This window comes from Polyangium sorediatum (genome assembly GCF_029946465.1).
GTDB lineage: Bacteria > Myxococcota_A > Polyangia > Polyangiales > Polyangiaceae > Polyangium > Polyangium fumosum.
The window spans coordinates 1-22878 of sequence record NZ_JARZHI010000036.1 but is presented as its reverse complement, the minus strand read 5'-3'; the positions used below and the strand labels follow the sequence as shown (position 1 = coordinate 22878).

The 22878-nt window shown below is 70.1% G+C and carries 10 protein-coding genes; 5 read left to right on the top strand and 5 right to left on the bottom strand.

Features of this window, described 5'->3' with window-relative positions; genetic code table 11:
• Positions 1-3 precede the first annotated feature (3 nt).
• The 5 genes from QHF89_RS31045 to QHF89_RS31025 all read right to left on the bottom strand — a co-directional run bounded on the left by QHF89_RS31045 (position 4) and on the right by QHF89_RS31025 (position 14807).
• Entirely contained in the window at positions 4-5949 is a 5946-nt protein-coding gene (locus QHF89_RS31045) for an AAA family ATPase (RefSeq protein WP_136971199.1), read from the bottom strand.
• A gap of 150 nt (positions 5950-6099) precedes the next feature.
• Positions 6100-7299, bottom strand: coding sequence for a hypothetical protein (locus QHF89_RS31040; protein WP_284721143.1), 1200 nt, complete (start codon positions 7297-7299; stop codon positions 6100-6102).
• A gap of 79 nt (positions 7300-7378) precedes the next feature.
• Complete coding sequence (locus QHF89_RS31035; RefSeq protein ID WP_136971198.1) at positions 7379-11248, bottom strand: protein kinase domain-containing protein; 3870 nt, start codon at positions 11246-11248, stop codon at positions 7379-7381.
• Positions 11249-11311: 63 nt separating this feature from the next.
• On the bottom strand, positions 11312-13135 hold the full coding sequence (locus tag QHF89_RS31030) for a sensor histidine kinase (RefSeq protein ID WP_284721142.1): 1824 nt from the start codon (positions 13133-13135) through the stop codon (positions 11312-11314).
• Between the two features lie 64 nt (positions 13136-13199).
• Entirely contained in the window at positions 13200-14807 is a 1608-nt protein-coding gene (locus QHF89_RS31025; protein ID WP_136971196.1) for a hypothetical protein, read from the bottom strand.
• Positions 14808-14863: 56 nt separating this feature from the next.
• Between QHF89_RS31025 and QHF89_RS31020 the strand changes: the two genes are divergently transcribed.
• The 5 genes from QHF89_RS31020 to QHF89_RS31000 all read left to right on the top strand — a co-directional run.
• Positions 14864-17122, top strand: a complete 2259-nt coding sequence (locus tag QHF89_RS31020) for an ArnT family glycosyltransferase (RefSeq protein WP_136971195.1) — start codon at positions 14864-14866, stop codon at positions 17120-17122.
• A gap of 107 nt (positions 17123-17229) precedes the next feature.
• Positions 17230-18108 carry a hypothetical protein gene (locus QHF89_RS31015; protein ID WP_136971194.1) on the top strand — a complete coding sequence of 293 codons (879 nt, stop codon included), beginning with the start codon at positions 17230-17232 and terminating at the stop codon, positions 18106-18108.
• 15 nt (positions 18109-18123) lie between these two features.
• Positions 18124-18939, top strand: coding sequence for a hypothetical protein (locus tag QHF89_RS31010; RefSeq protein WP_284721141.1), 816 nt, complete (start codon positions 18124-18126; stop codon positions 18937-18939).
• A 384-nt stretch (positions 18940-19323) separates the two neighbouring features.
• The gene (locus QHF89_RS31005; protein ID WP_136971192.1) at positions 19324-19713 is read left to right on the top strand and encodes a YidH family protein; all 390 of its coding nucleotides are present in this window, start codon (positions 19324-19326) and stop codon (positions 19711-19713) included.
• A 192-nt stretch (positions 19714-19905) separates the two neighbouring features.
• A partial coding sequence (locus QHF89_RS31000; protein WP_284721140.1) for a DUF4215 domain-containing protein occupies positions 19906-22878 on the top strand: 2973 nt, incomplete at its 3' end.

Below are 22878 nucleotides of genomic sequence, written 5' to 3'. Positions count from 1 at the left end.
CAGTTATCCGCCGTCCGGCTCGCTCGACGAGGGGGCGGGCGAGAGCGGCAGCTCGACCCGGAAGGTCGACCCCTCTCCGACCTCGCTCGACAAGAAGATCCGCCCGCCGTGCGCCTCGACGATGGTGCGGGTGATGTAAAGGCCGAGCCCGAGTCCCCCGTAATGGCGCGAGGAGACGCCGCGCTGAAACCGCTCGAAGAGCTGCACCTGCACCTCGGCCGGGATCCCGATCCCGTGGTCCGTCACCGAGAGCCGGGCGCGTGGCCCCTCGCTCGCGATCGTGATCTCGATGGGATTTTCTTTCCCGAATTTGATGGCATTCGTGAGGAGGTTCGTCACGACCTGCTCCAGCCGGTACGGATCCCACCGGCCGACGACTGGCTCTGCTGCGCGCACGGTGAGCGTGCTGCCGGATTGCGCGATCTGGTCGACGAGCTGGGCGACGACCTCCTCGACGAGCGCGCGCAGATCGACCTGCGTCGGGTTCAATTCGAGCCTGCCCGCCTGGATCCGGGAGACGTCGAGGAGCATGTCGACGAGGGTGGCGAGGCGCTTGATCTGCCGCCCGGAGAGGGCGACCGCGGCGCGCACGCGCTCGGGATCCATGCCTCGGGAGAGGCGCTGCCCGAGCGATTGAATGGCGAGCTGCAAGCTCGTGAGCGGGGTGCGCAGCTCGTGGGAGGCGACGGAGAGGAACTCGTCGCGCAGGTGGACCGCCTCCTCTGCCGCAGCGCGCGCGTGCCGCTCGTCGAGCAGGAGCCGATCCCGCTGCCGCTCGGCGTGCACGCGCGGGGTGACGTCGCGGAAGCTGAAGACCCGCCCGACCACGCGATCGCCGAGCCGCTGCGGCTGCGAATACCGCTCGAAGACCCGCCCATCCCCGAAGACGAGGGTATCGATGGAGCTCTCCTCGGGGGCGGCATAAATGGCCCGAACCTTTTGTAGAAACGATTCGGGGTCGAGGAGCTGGTCGCGGACGAACGAGAGGAAGATGCTGTCCGACGCGGTGGCGAGGACGTCTTCGGGGATGCCCCACATCTCCACGAACCTGCGATTGTAACGCACGGCGCGCTGCGTTTCGTCGACGACGAGGATGCCGTCCGCCGTCGATTCGAGCGTGGCTTCGAGGAGCGAGTAGGAATGACGCAGCACCTCCTCCGCGCGCTTGCGGGAGGTGACGTCGGTCGCGATGCCTCCCGTGCCATAAGGCTTCCCGGCGGCGTCGCGGAGCGGGAACCTCACGCTGATGTAGGCGCGCGCCTCGTTCTCCATGTACGGCACCGAATCGTCGAACTCGAGGGCCCGGTTCTCCCGCAGGACGAGGAGATCCTGGGCGCGATACCGCTCGGCGACCTCGCGCGGGAGAAAGTCGTGGTCGGTCTTGCCGAGGAGCTCCTCGCGGCGCCGGTGGAACATCTCTTCGAGGCGGCGGTTGGCGAACACCAAGCGGCCCTCGAAGTCCTTGGCGAAGATGACGGCGGTCGTATTGTCCACGATGGCGTGGAGCAGCTCCTGGCTCTCTCGAACGGATGCCTCCGCGCGCCGCCGCTCCGCGTTCTCCTGCTGCAGGTCCGCATAAAGGCGCGCATTCTCGATGGAGATGGCCGCCTGCGCCGAGAGCAGCCGGATCACCTCGACACGATCGGGGGTGAACGCCGCGCGGGTGAGGTCATTTTCGAGGTAAATGACGCCGGCGAGGCGGCCCTTGTAAACGATGGGCGCGGCGAGCGAGGAGCGAGGCCGCGCGCTGGCAAACCATGGATCACGGCCGAACGGCCCCTCGATCGCGCGATCGTCGAGGACGACCGTCTCGCGCGTGCGCGCCACGTACGTCATGACGCCGGCCGGCAGGTCCGCGCGGTCTTCGAGGGGCGTCGCGCGGTGTGCGTGGATGGGCGCCTCGCCGATGAAGTGCTCGGCCTCGACGACGAGCTGCCCGTCGCGCGCGAGGACGAGCACGCCACGCCGCGCGCCGGTGTTCTCGACGAGGACACGCATGAGCGCGTCGAGCAGGCGGTCGAGGACGATCTCGCCCGAGATGGCCTGGGACGCCTTGAGCACCGAGCCAATGTCGAGCGCGGTGCCAGCCGGCCCGGTGGCCGCGGGGCCCCTCGCGCCGCGGAGGATCTCGCCGGGGACGAGGTCGGGGTACGAGCGTTCGAGGCGCCGCATCACCTCGGTCGCGCCCCATTGGCCGTAGACCCTGTGGGCCTCGGTGAGGTAGGCGCGGGCGATGGTGGTCTTGCCGAGCGCGCGGAAGGAGAGGCCCGCGAGCTCGTTGGCGAGCGCCTCGTCGTGGAGGTAGCCGCCGCGCTCTGCGAGGGCGATCGCCTCGTCGTACCGATCGCCGGCCGCGCGCGCGTCCCCACGGGCACGGGTGAGCTCGGCGTGGAGGAGGGCGCTCCGGTGCGCGAGGTTCTCGGGGCAGAGATCCGCCCAGTGGGCGAGTCGTTCGGCGAGGATCTCCGCGCGGGCGAGGAAGCGCGCTCGTTCGTCCGGCGAGACGACGTCCGCCGCCTGCGTCAGCGCGACGCCGGCGTAGAAATGAAACGCGGGGTTTCCATGCCAGGCCGCGACGCCGGGGATCTCGGTGTTCATCGGCAGCGCGGTGCGCGCAGCCTCTTCGAATGCGCCCTGGAAGACGCAGAGGATCACGACGTAGAAGTGGGCGAAGAAGAGCGAGGCCTGGTTGTCGATCCGGCGGGCCGCTTCGATTGACTCGCCGATGTGGACCCACCGGCCCTCGAGCATGGCGGGGTGCGTGGTCTCGCACGAGAGCTGGTGCGCGAGTTGTCCGGCCGCGCCGACGAGCCACGTGATGGCATCGGACTCGTCGAGCTTGCGCATCGGCTGGTAGCTCTGCGCCTCGGCGAGGAGGTCGGCGAGCGGGATGCCGCGCAGGAGGCTGTTCGTGATGCCATTGACCGTGTTGTAAAACGACCAGATGTACTGGCCCGTCTCGAGCCCGGCGTGCATCCCCGCGACCAGCGTCGCCTTGCAGGCGGCGTAGCCCTCGCGCCAGTGCTGCACGAAGGCGCCCCACATGTTGCAGAGCATCGCCTCGGACTTCTTGTCCGGGTAGCGCGCTGCGAGGTCCTTGGCGGCGCGGCCGAAGCGGTAGCCGAGCGTGATGTCGCCGCGGGCGCAGAGGAGCATCCCGAAGTTCATGCAGCCGAAGATCGAGTTCTTCGAGAGCCCGTGGCGCAGCGTGTTCTCGAGGATCTTCGCGACCGTGATGCCGAGGTTGTTCGTGGCCAGGAAGTAGCAGGGGAGAAAGAGCTCCTGGAGCACGTCCTGCATGGCCAGGATCTCCGGGTCCACGAGCGGCGGCAGGCCGGGCAGCGCTTCGATCGTCGTTTCCCGGACGAGCGCCATCGCCCTCTGCACCTCGGCGTCGAGCATGGCTTCGTCGGGGAACGCGGGCAGGTCGAGCCCGAACCCGCGGAGGGCCGCGAGCCCCTCCGCGAGCGCGGCCGGCAGGTCGTTCTTGAGCACCTGCACGCTCATCTTGAGCCGGAGCACCTCGGTGCGATCGAGCCTGCCCTCGGTGTGGTCGAGGCAACGCCCGAGCTCGGCGAGGCCCTCGTCGTGTCGGCCGGCGAGCGCGAGCATGAGGCCCATTTTCTTCGCATACGCGAGGCGGAGGGCGTGCGTGGACGTCCAGGCGTCGGCCGGCAGGCGCGAGAGGCCCTGCTCCAGGTAGTGCAGGGCGGAGCCGAACGCGGCCGACTCCTCGGCGCGCAGGGCAGCGTCGAGGTTCATGCGCGCGAGGCGGAGGCGCTCGGCGGCGTCCGTGACGAGGTCGCCCGCGGCGTTCCAGTGGCCGACGACGTCGAAGAGGCTCGGGCCGTCCGCGCGATCCATGTGCCGCGCGAGGTGGCGGCCGATGCGGAGGCGGTACACGGCGCGATCCGCCTCGGGGATCATCGCGTACGCGCCCTCCTGGACCTTGTCGTGCGCGAAGCGGTAGCCGCTCCGGTCGGCGACGAGCAGCCCCTCCTCGACGGCGCGCTCCAGGCGGCCATACGCCTCCTCCGGCGAGCAAGCGAGCAAGGCGGCGAGCAAGTCGAGGTCGAAGCGGCTCCCGATCGCCGCGCCGAGCCATAACGATTCCTGCGTTCGCGCCGGCAGCCGCCCGATGGTGCGCACCATGAGGTCGACGACGTTCTCCGTGTACGCGAGCGCTTCGATCCTCGCGAGATCCCACCGCCACCCCGCGTCGAACGTGTACGTGAGCACGCCGTGGTCGTGGAGGGACTGCACGAGGCGTTTGACGAAGAACGGGTTGCCGCCCGTCTTCTTGAGCACCACGTCGGCGAGCGGGCCGGTGTCCTCGCGCTCGAGGCAATCGCCGAGCATGGCGAGCAGGTGGCGCTGCACGAGCGGGGCGAGGACGATATCGCACACCGAGAGCCCTCCGCGCCGGAGCTCCCCGAGCGTCATCATGAACGGGTGCGCGGGCGATACCTCGTTGTCGCGGTAGGCGCCGCAGAAGAAGAGCGCTTCGAGCGAATCGTCGGCGAGGAGGGCGCGGAGCAATCCGAGGCCCGCAGCGTCGATCCACTGCAGGTCGTCGAGGAAAAGGACGAGCGGGTGCTCGTGCCGCGCGAACACCGAGACGAAGAGCAAAAAACACTGGTTCAGTCGGTTCTGCGCTTCGATGGGGGTGAGCGCAGGGACGGGCGGCTGCGGGCCGATGACGTGGGTCAAGGAGGGGATGACGTCGCAGACGACCTGCCCGTTTTGCCCGAGCGCCTCGAGGAGCGCATTCCGCCACCGGACGATGCGCGCCTCGCTCTCGGCGAGGATCTGCCGCACGAGGCCGTCGAAGGCTTGGATGAACCCGCTGTAGGGCGCTGCGCGGTGGAAAGGGTCGTGTTTGCCGCTCGTGAAGTAGCCCTTCTGCCGCGCGAGCGGTTTCAGGATTTCATGCACGAGCGAGGACTTGCCGATGCCCGAGTAGCCGGAGACGAGCACGATTTCCCGGCTCCCCGCGAGCGCGCGTTCGAACGCGTCGGTGAGCGCCTGGATGTCGTGCTCGCGGCCGTAGAGCTTCTGGTGGATCCGGAAGAGGTCGGTGCGATCGTGCTGCCCTGGGAGGAAAGGCGTGAGGGGCCCGCCGTTCTGCAAGACCTCGCGGCAATGATGGAGGTCGGCGAGCAAGCCTTCGGCGCTCTGGTAGCGGTCCTCGGCGTTTTTCTCGAGCAGCTTGAGCACGACACCCGAGACCGCCTCGGGGATGGCCCGATCGAGGCTGGAGGGCGGCGTGGGCGAGACGGCGAGGTGCGCATGGATGAGCTCCATGGGATCGACGCCCTCGAAGGGGGGGCGGCCCGTGAGCGCCTGGTAGAGAAGGGTGCCGAGCGCATAAAGATCGGTCCGGTCGTCGACGCCGCGGTTCATCCGACCCGTCTGCTCGGGGGAGACGTAGGGGAGCACGTCGGCGAGCACGGTCGGCGCGTAGAGCATTTCGTGCGCGCGGGTGATCTCGGCGTCGGCGCCGAAGCCGGTGATCTTGACGGCGCCGCCCTCCCCGAGGAGCACGTTCCGCGGGCGGAGATCGCGGTGAACGAGCCCTTCGGCGTGCATCGCGGCGAGGCCTTCGGCGAGCGCGTGCGCGAGATCGAGCGCCTCGCCCACGGGCAACCTGCGGGAAGGACGCGCGGCGAGGGTCTGCGCGAGGTCGCGGCCCGGGAAATCTTCGAGCACGACGATCAGCGCGCCGGCGCGCTCCTCGACGCCTCGCACCGCGACGAGGCGCGACGAGGCGATCCGCGCGAGGCGCTCGTACTGTTGCTTGAAGCGCGCGATTTCAGCGGCGCGCGCGCCCTCGGGGCGCAAGACCTTGAGCAGGACGGCCGTGTCGCCCTCGCGGCGCGCGCGGTAGAGGGTGAAGGAGTCCGTCTCCTCGGTTTTCTCGCCGAACGCGTAGCCTGTACCGGCCATCATGGGAAAACCTCGCTCGTCTGACGGGCGCGGACGGGAGCGGTTTGTTTATGCCACAGAGGCGAGGCCGCGGAGCGGGTTTCCGGTGTTGCCGGGCCGGAGGGCCGAGCTGTGACGCCTCGTCGCGTACGCCCGAGCGCGCAAGCCCATCGTTTACGGGCTGTAGAATTCGAGGACGGTCGCGAAATCGTCGGGATCCGACGCGATATTCGTGACGTCGCCCGTGGTGAGGTCGATGGTGACGTACCCGAGATTGGCGAACACGTAGTATTCGTTTTTCGCCGGATCGAGGCCCCCGCGGGCGCTGTGCGCCATGACGGTGGGGAGCGTCTTGATCGGGGTATGTAGACCGGTATGGGGATCCAGCGTCCCGAACTCGAACACGAGGGCCGCGGCGTCCCACACGAGCCCATACATCGTGCCCGTGAGGGGATGGATCTCGATCCCGGACACGTCGTCCACGACCGGCGCGACGTGGCTGATGAGGCCCGTGCTCACGTCGATCGTCAGCCAACCGAGGTTCGTCCTCAGGTAATAATGTTCGCCGGTCGGATCGATCCCCGGATCGTCCGAGAGCCACATCACGCCGGGGAGCGTGCGGATGCTGGTGAAGACCCCGGTCGCTGGATCGACGGTGCCGAAGTGCTCCTCGAAGGCCACGTCGTCCCATTTCACCCCGTAGAGGACCCCGGTGAGGGGGTGCGCTCGCACCGTCGCGCTTTCCCACGGCGGCGAGACATCGACGACATTGCCGGTGTTCACGTCGATCGCGAGCTGGCCGAGGTTCGTGTTGACGTAGAATCGACCGTGCACGGAGTCGAGCGCGATCGGGCCGCCGACGAATTGAACACCGGCGAGGATGTTCATCGTGTGCAGCTTTCCCGTGGAGGGGGTGACGAAGCCGAAGTGCTCCTCCATCTCCATTGGATCGTAATGTACGCCGTACAGCGTCGTCGTCAGCGCTCCGCCGCCCGAGCCGCCAGCGCCGCCAGCACCGCCAGCGCCGCCTTGTCCGGCTTGTCCACCAACGCCGCCAGCGCCGCCTTGTCCGCCAACGCCTCCTACGCCGCCCGAGCCGCCAGCACCGCCTTGTCCGCCAGCGCCGCCTTGTCCGCCAACGCCTCCTACGCCGCCCGAGCCGCCTTGTCCGCCAGCGCCGCCCAAGCCGCCTTGTCCGCCAGCGCCGCCCGAGCCGCCCTGCGCGCCGCCGCCCCCTTGCCCGCCCGAGCCGCCGACGCCGCCCGAGCCGCCCTGCCCGCCGACGCCGCCCGCGCCGCCGGCTGCCCCATTCCCCTCACTGCCGTTGTTGCCGCTGCCGCTGCAGCCGAGAAGCACAACGAGCAAGACAAGCATTCGAGAACCCCGCATTTGGCCTCCTGCTCAAGGTGCGAAAAGTAGACAGGGCCCCCTTTCCCCGGTCAATCAAGAAGGATCACCCGTACGTTTCCAGCAGCGCCGCCAGCCGCACGTGCACGGGGACGCGGCCCAGGTAGCTCTCGCGGAGCGCGGGATCGGCGATCTTCTCGGCCTGCGCCTCGGCTGCCTGTTTCAAGTGGAGCAGCGTCGTCCGGACTTGGCCGTGCTCTCCGAGCGCCTCGAGCGCCTGGACCAGGACGAGGCCGAGCGCGACGCGCAGGCGGTGATCCACGACTCCAAGCGCTTCGCCTTGCGCGAGCGCCTCCTCGCAAAGGCTGCGCGCCTCGTCGGCCCGACCTGCGGAGAGGCGCGCCGCAGCGCGTACGGTCGTGTGCCCGAGCGCCACGAGGGGCATGCCCTTCACGGCTGGCTCGAGCGCCACGAGCGCAGGCTCGACGCCGTCGAGGTCCCCGCCCGCGACGCGCGCTTCGAGGATCGCGAGGCGCGCATACAGGCCGAGCAGGCCTTCGTCGAGCGCGTCGGCCTCCTTTGCGACGGCCTCGCAGAGGCGGATGCCCTCCGCGACGGCCCCCCGATCGAGCGCGATCCACGCGAGCACGCATCGGCCCAAAAGCACGGCCTGGCTGCCGGGAGGCGACGCGGCGAGCGCGCGCTCGACGAGGGCGCTCGCCTCCTCGAACGCGCCGAGCGCGAGGAGAAGCCAGCCCACGTGGACCTCGGCGTGGGGCCCGTAGCGCTGGTCGCCCGCCTCGCGGAAGCCACGCGCGCTCAGGCGGTGCAGCTCGAGCGCGTCCCACAGGTCTTGCTCGATGTGGCGCGCCCAGCACCCCTGGGCGTGGGCGAGCCACGCCATCACCGAGGGATCCTCCGCCGCGCGGCCCATCGAGAGGTGCTCCATGCGCCGCAGGTACCGCTCGGCCGAGGCATGCTGGCCCCTCAGGAGCTCGGTGTTCATGGCCATCGTGAAGGCCCAGGCGAGCGCGGGGATCGCCTCGGGCTCGGGCTCGACGCGGAGCAGCGCCGCCATGGCCTCGCCGAGGACGTCGAAGCGGCGGAGCATGAGGCCGTTGCTGATGACGCCGCCGAGCGCGCGCGCATGGCTGAGGCTGCCGGGCTTGGCGAGGAAGAGCGCGACCTGCGCCGCCTCGTGCGCCCGGACGTACTGGCAGCTCCAGGTCCAGGCGTCGGTCTGGATGGCCCGGAGCACGGCCGCGTCCGCGCCGGCCGCGCCGAGGCCGAGCGCCGCGTCGGCGAGCGAGACCGCGGCCTCGTTGTCGCCCGCGGCGAGGGAGTGCTCGGCCGCGCGCACGTAATACCCGATGGCCCGGCTCGCGTCGCCGGCCCGGCCGAAATGCTCGGCGAGGACCTTGGGATCCTTCTCCCCGGCCGCGAGCAGCCACGCGCCCGCCCGCGCGTGCGCCAGGGCGCGATCCCGCTCCGTCAGCGTCGCATAGGAGCCCTCCTGGAGCAGGGAGTGGCGGAAGGCGTATTCGTCGCGGCCGGAGAAACGGCTCGTTTTTCGGCGGAAGGCGAGCTCGCGTGCTTCGAGGCAGGCGAGCATCGTGGTGACGGAGGAGGCGGGCTCGTCGGCGACCGCGGCGAGGGCGTCGGCCCAGAAGACCTCGCCGAAGACGCTGGCGACGCGCAGGAGGCGCCGCTCTTCGGGGACGAGCGCGGCGAGGCGGGATTCGACGAGGCCGAGCGCGGTCGCGGGCACCTCGCCGCCGCGGCCCTCGGCCACGGCCCGCACGAGCTCTTCCAGGTAAAACGCATTGCCGCCGGCCCGCGCGACGACACGGTCGACCTCCTCGGCCGAGATGCGGTCGCCCACGTAATGCCGCACGAGCTCCGCGGCCGCGCGGCCCGACAAGGCGCCGAGGCGGATCTCCTGCGCGTCGTGTTGCTCCCACAGGCGCGGGAAGAGCTGACGCACCTCGGGCCGGCCGAGCGCGAGCACCACGAACGGGCGATGCGGCAGGGCGCGGAGCGCGGCGTCGACGAGCTTCATCGAGGCCACGTCCCCCCATTGCAGGTCCTCGAGCACGAGGAGGCGCGGCCGGGCCGAGAGCTCGGCCGCGAGGAGGTCGACGTACACCTCGCGGATGCGATCGGCCATGAGCGCCGCGCTCTGCCGCGCCGCGCGGAGCTTGGGGCTTTGATCGTCGGGGTAGGGGATGCCCACCATCTCGCCGAGGAATTCGAGGACGTGCCATTGCCGTTCGGGTGGCAGATGCTTGCCGAACGTGTCTTCGAGCTTCTGGCGGCGCACGGCGAAGGGCTCGCCGGCGTTGATGCGGGCCGTGTGCTGCAAGGCCGCGGCGATGACCGAAAAAGGCGAGCCCTGCCCGAGGAGATCGCCGCGTCCGATCTCGATGACGGCGTCGGGCCAGGCGGCGGCGATCCGCGCCTCGACCTCGCGGCGCAGGCGTGATTTCCCCATGCCCGCCGCGCCGACCACGAGCACGGCCCGCGCCTCTCGCTCGTCGAAGCTCGCGTGCACGAGCTCCTCGACCATCCGGAGCTCGCGGTCGCGGCCGATGTACGGGCTCGCGCGCCCGAGGAGCGTGCGCGCCTCCGCCGGGGCCTCGCGCTCGCCTTCGAGGACGAAATCCCCCGAGGTCAGCGCCACGGCGAAGCGGCCGTCGAGCAGCGCCGCCGTGACCTCGTCCATGAGCACCGAGCCCCGCGCGTGGCGCGCCCCGTCCTTCAAGAGCACGACGGCGCGCTCGGCGATCTCGCCGATCGGGGCCTTTCCGTCGGCCTCGCCGAGGCCCGTGACGAGGGCGATCGCGCTCGGGGGCAAGAGCGGGCGGAGCGCGAGCGCGGCCCGCGCGGCCCGGATGGCGAGGTCGCTCGCGCTGCCCTCGCCCGAGAGCGTGACGAAGAGCGCGCCGTTCGCGAGCGCCGAGGCGTGGGCGCCGAAGGGGCGCACGGCCTGCTCGATCGCCGTGACGCGGACGTTCGTGGGCGCCTCGGTCTCGGCGTGCGGGCCCGCCGCCTCCGGCGCGTGGGGCAGGACCGCGACGATGGAGAAGAGGCGCCGCTCCGTGTGCCCGAGATCCGCGCGGCCCGGCGGCGGGCGCATCGAGCCGCGGCCGAGGTCCATCGATTCGAGCGCGCGCGCCACCACGCCCGCGTCGCGGGGCCTGCCGTCGGGGTCCTTGGCGAGCAGGCTCGCGACGAGCTCGTCGAGCGCGCGGGGCGCCTCGGGCCGGAGGTCCCGCAGGCGCGGCACCTCCTCGAAGAGCAGCCTCGCGAGCAAGGCCATCACGTGGGTGCCCTCGAACGCGGGCCGGCCCGTCACGCATTCGAAGAGCACGGCGCCGAGCGAGAAGAGGTCGGCGCGGCCGTCGACGCGGGGTGTTTCACCGCGCGCCTGCTCGGGGGCCATGTAGCCCGGGGTGCCGATCGTCGTCCCGCTCTCGGTGACCCGCCGCGAGGTGCTCAGGGTCTGGGCAATGCCGAAATCGATCAATCGGACCTCCTCCACGGAGGAGCCGATCAAGCGCAGGTTGCTCGGCTTGATGTCGCGGTGGATGACCTCGCGGCGGTGGGCGGCTTCGAGCGCCCGCGCGACGCGCGCGCCGAGCGTGATGGTGTCCTCGATCGAGAGGCGCCCGCGGGTGAGCCGCGCGGCGAGGTCCTCGCCTTCGAGCCATTCCATGGCGAGCCAGCGCCCGCCCGCGGCCATCGAGCCATGCGCGACGTAGCGGACCACGTGCGGGTGGCGGAGCTCGGCGAGGCTCTGCGCCTCGTGGTCGAAGCGGCGCGCCCTCTCGGTGTCCTCGTCGTCCACGCGCTTGAGCGCGACCCGCAGGCCCGTGTGGCGATCGAGCGCCCGGTAGACCGTGGCCATGCCGCCCGCGCCGGCGACTCGTTCGATCTCGAACCGATCGTCCACGATGTCGCCCACGAAAAGCCGCATTCCGAGAGGATCTACCGCTCTCGCGAGAGGGCGACAAGCTTTCAGGTCGAACGAAATCGCGGCTCAGGAGGCGCGGGCGGCCGCGGGGGCGCGGCTCTTCGGGAGCGAGACGGTGAAGGTCGAGCCTTCGCCGGGGCGGCTCGTGAGCGTGATGGCGCCGCCGTGCGCCTCGACGATCTGGCGCACGATGTAAAGGCCGAGGCCGAGGCCGCCGTAATGGCGGGACGAGACCGCGCGCTCGAATCGCTCGAAGATGTGCGGCTGGCGATCCTCGGGGATGCCGATGCCGCGATCCTCCACGCAGAGAAAGCCCTGCGTGTCGTCGCCCGCGGCCCGCACCCGGACGGGCTTGCCGGCGCCGTACTTGAGCGCATTGCCGAGCAGGTTCGTGACGACCTGGCGCAGCCGCGCCCGATCCCACATGCCGCGCACCGGGCGCTCCGCCTCGACGATGAGCGAGCCGCCCGTGCGCGCGATCTCCTCGCGCAGCTCGGCGGCCGCCTCGCGCGTGAGGGCCGCGAGATCGACCTCTTCGAGCTCCAGATCGAGGTGGCCGGCTTCGAGCCGCGAGACGTCGAGCAGCCGGTCGATGAGGTGGAGCAGGTGCTTGCTTTGCCGATCGCTCGTCTCCAGCAGGCGCTCGATCAGCGGCGCGGGCATTCGATCGAGCTTGCCGGCGCGCGCATGCCGGAGGAGCGCCTCGATGCCGAGGCGGAGCGAGGTGCAAGGCGTGCGTAGCTCGTGCGAGGCGATCGAGAGGAACTCGTCGCGCGCGCGGATGGCCTCCTGCGACTCCTCGTAGAGGCGCGCATTCGCGAGCGCGAGGGCCGCGTGGTGGCCGAGGTCCTCGGCGAGCGTGAGGTCGGCCGCGCAAGCCGGGTGCGAGCCGGGCATGCGGGCGAGGGTGATCGCGCCGAGCGTGCGGCCGCGCGCGACGAGGGGCACGGCGACGTACGAGGCGAGGCCGAGCGCGCGGACGAGCGTTTCGCAGGCCGGATCGCGGGTCCCGAGCGCGGCGAGGCGCCCGTCGGTGGTGTCGGGGACCGCGGGGCAGAGCAGCGGCTGGCCGAAGCGGACGACGTGGGAGACGCCGCCGGGCAGGTCGGGCTCGACGCGGATCTGGCCGGGCTTGGCGAGGGCCTCGCGGTCCGGGTCCACGTGGGCGAGGGCGCCGAGGTGCACGCCGCCGTGGCCGTCGACGGTCCACACGGCGCACCAATCGGCGGCGAAGGGGACGCAGAGGTGCGCGAGCCGGGTCGCGGTGTCCTCGTAATCGAGGGTGCCGGAGAGGATGCGGGTCGTCTCGGCGAGGAACGCGGAGCGGCGCTCGGCGCGCTCGGCGGCCGCGCGGGCGATCTGCTCTTTTTCGAGCAGCCGATCGCGCTCTTGCTCGGCGCGCCTGCGGTCGGTGATGTCGCGGCCGAGCACGACGAGGCCGCGGCGCCGCCCGTCCGGATAAAAGAGCGGCACCTTGTACACGTCGTAGGTCCGGGTCGACCCGTCGGGCCGCGGGACGTTCTCCTCGACGCGGGAGAGCTTGCCCGCGTCCCAGGCGACGCTGTCCGTATCCGGACAAACGAGCAAGGCTTCTCGATAAAAGGGCGTGAAGGCGGAGAGCTCGGCCTCGCTCTTGCCCTGGTAATCGACGCCTTCGAGGCCGAACACCTCGAGCCCGGCGCGATTGACCTGGAGCCAGCGGCCCTCGCCGTCCTTCATGAAGATGGGATCGGGCGAGGCCTCGATGAGCGTCCGAAGCTGCTCCGCATTGGACATCCCCTGCTCGGAGGAAGCCTCCTCCAGCGGGAACCTGGTCGGCTCGGCGCGTGCTCCGGACGCCGGCGCGTGCTCCTGTCGGGCCTCGCGATCCCGCGGGGCACTTCGCATCATCGCCGCCATGGTCGCGCAGCCTAGCCCCTCGCGTCAGAGACGCAAGGTAGCGATGGCTGGAGGATTACGGGCGGTCAGGCGGGCCCGAGCCCTCTTTCCGTCGATAAAGCCACCACGTGCCGACGTGATTCACGGGGACAATCGAGGAATCCTCGCGAAACATGCCGTCCGGCGAGGTTCGGCTACGAACCAGGAACCAATCGAAGAACCTGCCATTCTGGAGGGGCCGGAATTTGTGCGGCGTCCATTCCCATCGCGTGGGGACGGGCGGCGGAATCACGGCCGAGGGCTCGAACCGGCTCCGGTACACGAGCGGCGAGGCGCCGAAGACCGCGAAATGGAAGCTGAGCCAGCCGCCCTTGTCGGCCTGCACGTACGCCGGCAAATGGATGAAGGGGGTGTTTTTCTTGGTCGAGCCCCCGTGGTCGAAGACGAGGTACATGAGGCGCGGGGCCCGCGGGATGTCCTCGGTGATGCGGTGGAAGTCCTCGGTCGCCTGGTCGAAGATGGCGTAGTTCCTGGCCACGGCGCGGGCGAGGCCGACAGGTGCGAGGGCGAGCGCGAGGACGAGCGGGGCGCGGAGCAGGGGCGCGCGGGGCAGGTCGGGCAAGAGGCCGAGCGCGAGGAACGCGAGCGCCGTGGCTTCGCGCGGGTAGACGTACCACCAGACGCCCTGCTGCATCGGGAGCATCAGGAACGACAGGAGGAACGCGCCCGCGCAGCCGAGGGCGAGGACGTGGCTGCCGACGGCGAAGGACCAGGCGCGGCGGTTCCAGGCGGCCGCGCGGCCCGAGAGCACGAACGCGAGGAGCGAGACGAGCGCGACGACGCCTACGGCGCGGTAGCTCGTGAGGATCGCGGCGGCCTCGGTCGGATCGTGGAAGCCGCCTTCGAGGAGGAGCGGGCGCAGTTCGTCGAGCCGCTTGAGGTCGAAGCCCGAGAGGTCGATGGGCCCGCCGATGGCCGCGGGCCGGACGCGCGTCCACACGGCGAAGAGCACGAGCGGCGGGACGAGGGGCGCGAGGATCGGCCGGAAGCGCTGCGTCGCCGGGTACATCACCAGGGCCGCGGCGACGACGCCCGCGACGGCGAACGGGAAGCGGAAGACGTGCGTGAAGAAGAGCAGGACGAGGACGGCGGAGAGCGTGATCTGGCGGCGCCACGAGGGCGCGTCGAGCAGGAGGAGCGTCACGCCGATCGCCATCGCGAAGAGGCCGAGCGCGCCGACGAAGTTGAGGAAGCCCCAGTGCGTGAGGTGGCTCCAGGTGAAGGGGAGGGCCGCGAGGCCGAGGAGCGGGCTCTTCTTCATGCCGTGGAAGAGGACGGCGAGGCCCGCGGGCAGGAGCGCGAGCATGGCCACGGCCGCGATCTTCACGGCGACGTGTGTGGGCACGACGAACATGAAGAGCGCGCCGATCACGTACGAGGACATGTACGGGACGGCGAGCGGGTGCAGCTCGAACTGCTCGCGCAGGTGGTAACTCGGGTCGAAGAAATGCCGGAGCGCGCCGGTCTGCGCGGCGTGGAACGGGAGATCCGTCATCGGCGCGTACCGCGCGGCCGTGAAGGGGTAGGCGACGACGTAGAGGGACGCGGCGAGCGCGACGAGCGCGAGGGCCGAAGCCAAGGGACTTTTCTGCACGGCGGCCGCGAGCCGCTTTCCGAGACGCACGGGGGCGGCAAGTTACCACGCCCGAAGCGCTTGCCATCCGCTACCCTCGCGCGCGCATGATCCCGAGGCTCTCGCTCCGCTTGCCCCAAGGCTCGGACGGCTTGCCCGTGGCGAGCGCGCGCGAGGCGCGGATCGCGCGGGCGCTCGTCGCCCTTGCGACCGCTTGGTTTTTCCTGGTCGCCGCGTGGGAGATGTTCGGGCCTGTGCTCGCGGGGCACTGGGCCTCGACGGCGAGCATGGGGATCATCGCCGAGAACATGCTGCGCTGGGGGATCCCGGGGCCGGTCTGGGAGTACACGGCGAGCCGGCCCGGCCCGGACCTCTACTACTGCCACCACCCGTGGGGGATCTTCTGGGTGACGGCGTTTTTCATGAAGATCGTGGGCCGGCACGACGTCGTCTGCCGCCTGGCCGCGATCCTGCTCTCGGCCGCGACGCCGCCGCTGCTCTACGCGATCGGGCGCTCGATCTGGCGGCCCGCGGCCGGCGCGGCGGCGGCCGTGGGCTTCGTCGTGCTGCCGATCACGCTGGCCTTCGCGAGCTTCAACGCGCTCGAAGTGCCGCTCGTGTTCTGGTCGTTGCTCGCCCTCTACGGCTGGGTGCGGCTCGTCCAGACGTGGCGGCGGCGCTTCCTCTTCGTGAGCGCGCTCGGGCTCTTCATGGCGCTGCACACGGACTGGCCGGCGTTCGTGCTCGCGGGGCAGTGGCTCGGCTTCGGGCTCGTCCGCGGCTACCTCGGCGGGCGCCGGTTCTTCGGGCCGCTCCACGAGCGCAGGTACGCCGAGCTCTGGATCACGTGGGCCGTGCTCTCCGTGCTCACGGGGGTCCTCTACCTCGTGATCTTCCAGAAGGCCGGCAAGCTCGGCGATCTGCTCGCGATCTACGGCTCGCGCTCGTCGGGCAACGTGACGCCGCTCTCGGCGGTGCTCGCGAGCCGGCGGTACTGGATCGAGCTCTCGTTCACGCCGATCGCGATCCTGCTCGGGAAGATCGCGGCGGTCGTGTGCGTGCTCCGGCTGCTCGTCACGCGCGCCGAGGTCGAGCTCGCGCCGCTGCTCGTGCTCGGCATGGCGGCGTTCCAGTACGTCGTGTTCAAGCAGGGCGCCGACATCCACGTGTTCTGGCCGCAGCCGTTCGGCGCGTACTTCGCGCTCGGGATGGGCGCGCTCGTGGCCACGCTCGCGCCTCTGGTGGAGCGGCTCGTCGCGCGCGTGCGCCGGGCGCGGCAAAGGCCCGCGGAGGGCGCCGTCGAGGGCGGGCTCGTGGCGCTGGGGATCCTGCTCGTGCCGCTCGTGTTCGTGTTGCGCGACGGCGCGCCCGCGGCGCTGTACGCGCGGCAGACGGGCGGGCGGTTCAACGAGAAGGGGCTCGTCATCGACTCCGACGGGGACAAGACCGTGTTCCTGCGCTGGCTCGGCGGGCGTATCCCGCCGGACGCGACGGTGGAGCTACACGAGGGCATGCACGCGACGTGGGCGCAGGTCTGGTCGCTCGGCGGGCGCGTGGTGAAGACGAACCAGCCGGTGCCGGCGGGGCCGCTGCCGGGGCGCGGAAGCGTGTACGTGATGGACAGCCGCTTCGCGCCGGACGCGCAGCTCGCGGCCGTGGCGAAGCGGTTCCACGTGACCGCGGTGGGCCCGTTCTGGATGGTGTTTCCGCGGGAGCCGTACGCGCCGATCGACGCGTACGTGTTCGAGGCGCGCGAGCCGGGGGCGCTCGCGTGGATGTTCGTGAGCGCGACGGAGCCGGTGCGCACGATCGTGCCGGACGTGTTTGCGACGTGGGAAGCCCGCGTGCACTGGGACCAGGAGGCGACGCCGCCCGAGGCGCCGCCGCAGACGCTCGAACAGAAGCGGATCGCGCACAACGTGGCCGTGATGCAGGGCGACGCGGCGCGGGCGGAGGCGCTCTTCGGGGAGATCACGCGGGCGCTCCGGCCGATCGGCGCGACGTACGAGGAGGGGCCCGAGATCGTGGGTTCGCTCTTCCAGACGGGCGTGCGGCCGCGGCTCGACCTGTTCGTCCGGGCGTCGGGGCCGCTCGCGGCGGGGACGGTGCTTTCCGTGCGATCCCGCGTCACGAGGCGCGCGACGCTCTCCACGACGATGCCGGATCCGACGACGCGGGACGTGGGGCTGCCGCTCGGGGTGCCGGTGGAGCGGATGCGGAAGGGGTTTTTGTACGTGGATCCGGTGACGATCGTGAAGAGGCCGGGCGTGGAGGTCTTCCACGCGGCGTTCGTCGGGCGAGGGAAGTCGATGAAGCTCGCGCGGACGCCGGGGGTGAATGCGATCGAGGTGCTGCGGCTCGATTAGGGTCCGACCCCAGACAGACAACGTCTGCCCACCTCGTGATTTGTCTTGTCCGACCCATTCGTCCTCCTGATAGATAGGCCACAGATCATCGCAGGAGGGGTTTCCAGATGAGGCGAGGTGATCTTCTCGTCGCCGCGCCGGGCCTGGCGGGAGCGACGTGGGGGAGGTTCGCGCAGCTCGTGCTGTTCGCGTTTGGCTGGGTGGTGCTCGTCGTCTCGACCACCGGGTGCATGGTCGACGACATGCCGGCGCTCACCGACATGGTGACGACGGCGAAGCTGCGGGCGTATTACGGGAACCCGAACAACCACACGGGGATCACGTACAACCAGGCGGTGGGGCTTGCCTTCCAGAGGGACGTGCTCGGGGCGTTGCCGGGGCCGAGGGTGCTTTCGTCGAATGGGAAGGTGTTCCCGTCGGCGTGGCGCGAGGAAGCGAGCGACAAGCGCTTCCGCGGCGTCAAGCCCGACGGCGTGACCGGCGCCATCCAGGGGTTTCACGGCCCCCTCCCGCCGGTCATCAGCACCCACCCTGAGAGCACGTTCGTGGAGGTCAAGGCTGTCAAAGGGACTGTCAACCTCGAGTATGCCCAGTACCAGATTCTCGGTATGCTGGACGCGCTCTCCAAGTCGCCGGCGGCCTCCTCCACGGGGCCCGATCGGGCCTATCCCTCGCTGTATTTCGTCGTGACCGGTGACACATCGATCGGCACGGACGTCGGGGTCCGTGCTGCCTCCCATCAGATTCTGGTCTGGGTGTCCGCGGTCCGAGACCACGGGGGCGGCAAGCTCCAGGTGGGTCCCCCGTGGTGCATGAACTGCGGAGCCGTCCTTCAAGGCAAGCAGCTCCCTGCCCCCACCCTCGACGGCCCCTCGTTCTACGTTCAGAAGCTGCGCGCTTCGAACGACCGGGGCCTGGACAAGCCGATCCTCGATGACGGCCTCGTCGGTCACCCCGGGACTCCGGGCAATACCCGCCCCCACTGAGTCGAGAGGCATCCCATGAAGAAGGACCCGCGTCATCGTCCTCCCTCCAACGGAAAAGGCTGGGCCAAATGCTGGTCTGTCACGAAGTCCGAGGTGCAGGCGCTCTTGGCCGAGGGGAACTGGACACGGGACCTCGAGAATTGCGAGCCGTATCTCTGGGAGGCATACGTTTCTGACAGGGGTGAGCTTCTCCGAGTGAAGCCGAGTGGCCGCGGCACCCTCTACGCATCTCGCCAGGAGCTCATGGAGAAGCTCGAGGAGTTGCGAAATCGCCCCCCCGAGCGCCCCTTTCACATGCTGGAAGGCAACCTCCCCCAGGGCCCGCATTTCATCGAGGCTGTGCCCTCGCTCCTCGACGAGCTCGCACGCACCCTCAAGATTCCCCGTGAATCCCTCGACAGCTCCTTCGATAGCCTCTACCTCGTGGAAAAAGCCCTGAAGAAGATCCGACCCAAGAGACGCATCCTCGAAATCCCCAATCTCTTCCCGGGGCTCGTCGCGTATGCCGGCGAGGTCATGCGCAAGGCGACCGGAGGCGAATGGTTCCTCACGGAGGTGGGTGGTTCGATTCACGAGCCATACGTCCGTTATGGCCCGGGAGGCCGAACCATGAATCCGTGGCTGGAGCTCTACAAGTCGATCACCGAGCCGGGGCCCATCGCTCTCCACGTTCTCGTCTCTGTCGAGGTCCCGCACCCGGACGATTTGAAGCCCAGGGTGACCTTCGTGAACGAGGAGCCCGACGAGGCGCTCGAGACGTTCGGGGAGCTCGTGAAGGACCACAAGGGCCGCGAGGTCTATCGGATAGGGCTCCGCCGTCGGACCAAGTAGCTCGCTTGGGAGCACTCCACTCCATGAGGACCTGCGGGTGTCGCCACGTGGCAACCCCTTCGGTCGACGAGGCCCTGTGGGGGTAGCCACGTGGTGACCGCCTCGGTCGACGATGCCCGGCAGGGGTAGCCACGTGGCGACCGCCTCGGTCGACGATGCCCGACGGGTGTAGCCACGTGGCGACCTCCTCGGTCGACGATGCCCGGCGGGGGTAGACACGTGGTGACCCCCTCGGTCGACGATGCCCGGCGGGTGTCGCCACGTGGCGACCGCCTCGGTCGACGATGCCCGGCGGGGGTCGACGCGAGGCGACCCCCTCGGTCGACCGTCGCGTGGCTCTGCGTGGTTCCGCGACCGGAACGGTGATACGAGGCGGGGAGGGCCATGCCCGAGCTGCCTCCCCGCGCTGATTACGATCTGCGGATCCCGCTCGCCGCCGAGCGCACGTTGCTCGCGTGGCTGCGCACGGGCCTCGCCATGATGGGGTTCGGGTTCGTCGTGGCGCGGTTCGGGATCTTCCTCCGCGAGCTCGCGGCGACCCGCGGCGTCGCGCCGTCGCATCCCGCGCACACGTCCCAGGTGGTCGGCATTGCGCTCGTGGTGCTCGGCGTCGTCGTCAACGTCGTCGCGGCGCTCCAGCATGCGCGCTTCGTCGTTCGCTACAATCGCGGCGAGACGCCACGCGCGCACCCCCTTTCGATGGGCGTGGTCCTCTCGGTCGTGCTCGCGCTGCTCGGGGGAGCGATGGCGGTGTATCTCTTGCGGCTCGATTGAGGTGGGTCGCCTGTAGCCCGGGAGGAATTTGCTCGTGTTGCCCGACGCCGGGCACGTGGCGTCGAGGCAAGATCGAGGCGCCCCGAAAAAACATGCGACCTCGGGACGACCCGAGCATCCCCCAGGCGCTGGGCCTGTTGCGGGCGGCGCCGCGCGGCGCCGTGAGCACGTCGACGCCCGGGGTAGACGAGCATGAACACCAGACATCGAACACATCCCTTTGCGGGCGCCCTGCATTGCACGGCGTTCGCCCTTGCGCTTACCGTCGCGCTGGTTTTCCCGCGCGAAGCACGTGCCGCGACGACCATCGCCGGCGGCACCCTCGCCACCCAGACCTGGACCGCCGCGGGCAGCCCCTACAATGTCCAGGGGGACATCACGGTGCCGAGCGGCGCCTCGTTGACCATCGAGGCCGGCGCTGTCGTGCGGTTCGCGAGCAGTGGCGGGCAAGGAGGCACCGACCCGGCCCGCATCGAGCTGATCGTGGAGGGGCAACTCAACGTCCAGGGCACGGCGGCGAGCCCCGTGCAGTTCATGGCCCAGAGCGGGTCGGCCGCGGGCACGTGGTTTGGCATCCGCGCCGGTGCGGCGAGCGCCGTCACCCTCTCCGGCGCGTCGATCGCCCATGCGAGGCAAGGCGTCACGTCGAGCGCGGCGGGCATGGGTCTCGTCGTCTCAGACACCACGATCACCGCCACCACGTTTGGCTTCTACCTCCTCGCCGGCACGCCGACGCTCACGAACGTGAGCGTCTCCGGCGGCTCGGTCGGCATCGATATCGCGGGGTCCGCCGCTGCGACGATCAACGGCTGCACGATCGATAACAATACCAACCGCGGCATCAGGATCCTGACGACGGGCGTGGCCGCGGTGAACACCCTCAACAACTGCGTGGTCCGGAATAGCTTTTATGGGCTCGATCTGTCGGCGGAGTCGAACGGCATCTCGACGGTGAACATCACGGGCGCCACGCTCTACCAGCAGTCTCGCGGCGTGACCGTCTCCACGTCTTCAGGCGCATCGACGACGGTGAACCTCAAGAACTCCAACGTGACGGACAACACCACCGGCTTCTACTCGGGGGGCGGCGCGGCGACGGTGAACGTCACGTATTCGAACGTCTGGGCAAACACGACGAACTATAATAATGTGACCCCCGGCCCGGGGTGCTTTTCGGCGAACCCGCTGTACGTGAACCCGCTGTCGAACCTGCGGATCACGTCGAATTCGCCGTCGAGGTTCGCGGGGGACGCGGGCCAGGACATCGGGGCGCTGCCGTACGTGAACGACGCGACGCCGGGGTATCACGGGACGCTCTGGACCGATACGACGCTGACCTTGGCGGGCTCGCCGTATACCGTCGCGGGGGACATCACGGTGCCGCCGGGCCGGAAGCTCTCGATCGAGCCGGGCGTGGTGGTGAACTTCTCGAACGGCGACATCATGGGGGCGGGCACGGACACGGCGCGCGGCGAGATCCGGGTGCTGGGGACGCTGGAAGCCATCGGGACGGCGGCCGCGCCCATCACGCTGCGCGCCCTCGTGGGGGCCGCGCAGAACTGGTATGGCGTGCGGGTGCTCTCGGGCGCGACGGCGGCGACGCTGACGCACGTGAACGTGCGGTACGGGTACAATGCGATCCATTCGAGCGCCGCGGGCGACGTGCTCGGGCTTTTGAACGTCACGACCGATACGTCGTTTTACGGCCTGCTTCTCGACGCGGGGGCGCCGCTCATCAAGAATTTCACGACCAAGAGCAACGAGTACGGGGTCGACGTGGTTGGCAATGCCTCCCCCACCTTCTCGGGCCTGACCGTGAGCGACAACAAGTGGGATGGTGTGGATTTCCGCCCGCAGAGCGGCTCCGCCACGATGACGATCGAGAACGGGCTCTTCCGCAACAACTGGGATAACATCACCGTCCGCGCCGCGAGCAACGCGACCGGCACGCTCCACGTGACGAACACGACGATCCACGGTCCAGGCGCGTTCGGCGTGAGCCTGAGCGCGCAGGCGAATGGGACCTCCATCCTGAACGTCAAGAACAGCATCATCGTCGGGGTCACGTCGGGCATCTACCGGAACAACACGACGGGTACGACGACGGCCACCGTCACGTACACGAACGTCCTCGGCATCGAAGAGAACTACGATAACGTGGTGGCAGGCGTGGGCTGCATTTCGCAGAACCCGGGCTTCGTCAACGCGCCCTCGGACCTGCACCTGGCCCTGGGCAGCCCGTGCATCGACAAGGGCACGTCGGCGGGCGCCCCCCTCACGGACTTCGACGGCAATCCGCGGCCGATGGACGGGGACGGCGTCAATGGCCCCGCGGTCGACATGGGCGCGTACGAGTTTGTGCCTCCCTTCTATTGCGGCGACGGCGTGGTGAACGGCGCCGAGGAGTGCGACGACGGGAACGCGTCGAATACGGACGGGTGCCTCACGACGTGCAAGACGTCGGGCTGCGGCGACGGCTTCGTGCAGGCGGGCGTCGAGGAGTGCGACGACGCGAATGCGTCGAACGCGGACGCCTGCACGACCACCTGCAAGAACGCGACGTGCGGCGACGGCTTCGTGCAGATGGGCGTCGAGGCGTGCGACGACGGCAATGCGTCGAACATGGACGCGTGCCTCGTCACCTGCAAAATCGCCGCGTGCGGCGACGGCTTCGTGCAGGCCGGCGTCGAGGCGTGCGACGACGGCAACCAGATCGATAACGATGGCTGCCGGAACAACTGCAGCCTGCCGGGCTGCGGCGACGGCGTCGTGCAAGCGGGCGAGGAGTGCGACGACGCGAACGCGTCGAATGCGGACGCCTGCACGAACACCTGCAAGACGGCCAAGTGCGGCGACGGCCACGTGCAGACGGGCGTCGAGACGTGCGACGACGGCAACGTGTCGAATGCCGACGCCTGCCTCACGACCTGCCTGTGGGCCAAGTGCGGCGACGGGTTCGTGCAGGACGGCGTCGAGGAATGCGACGACGGGAACACCGTCTCCGAGGACGGCTGCGCGTCCGACTGCAAGACCGAGTCGTCGGGACAGGGCGGCGCGGGTGGCGCAGGCGGCGCAGGCGGCGCGGGTGGCGCCGGCGGTGCTGGCGGCGACGGCGGCCTCGGAGGCGCGGGTGGTGCCGGCGGCGCGGGTGGTGCCGGCGGCGCT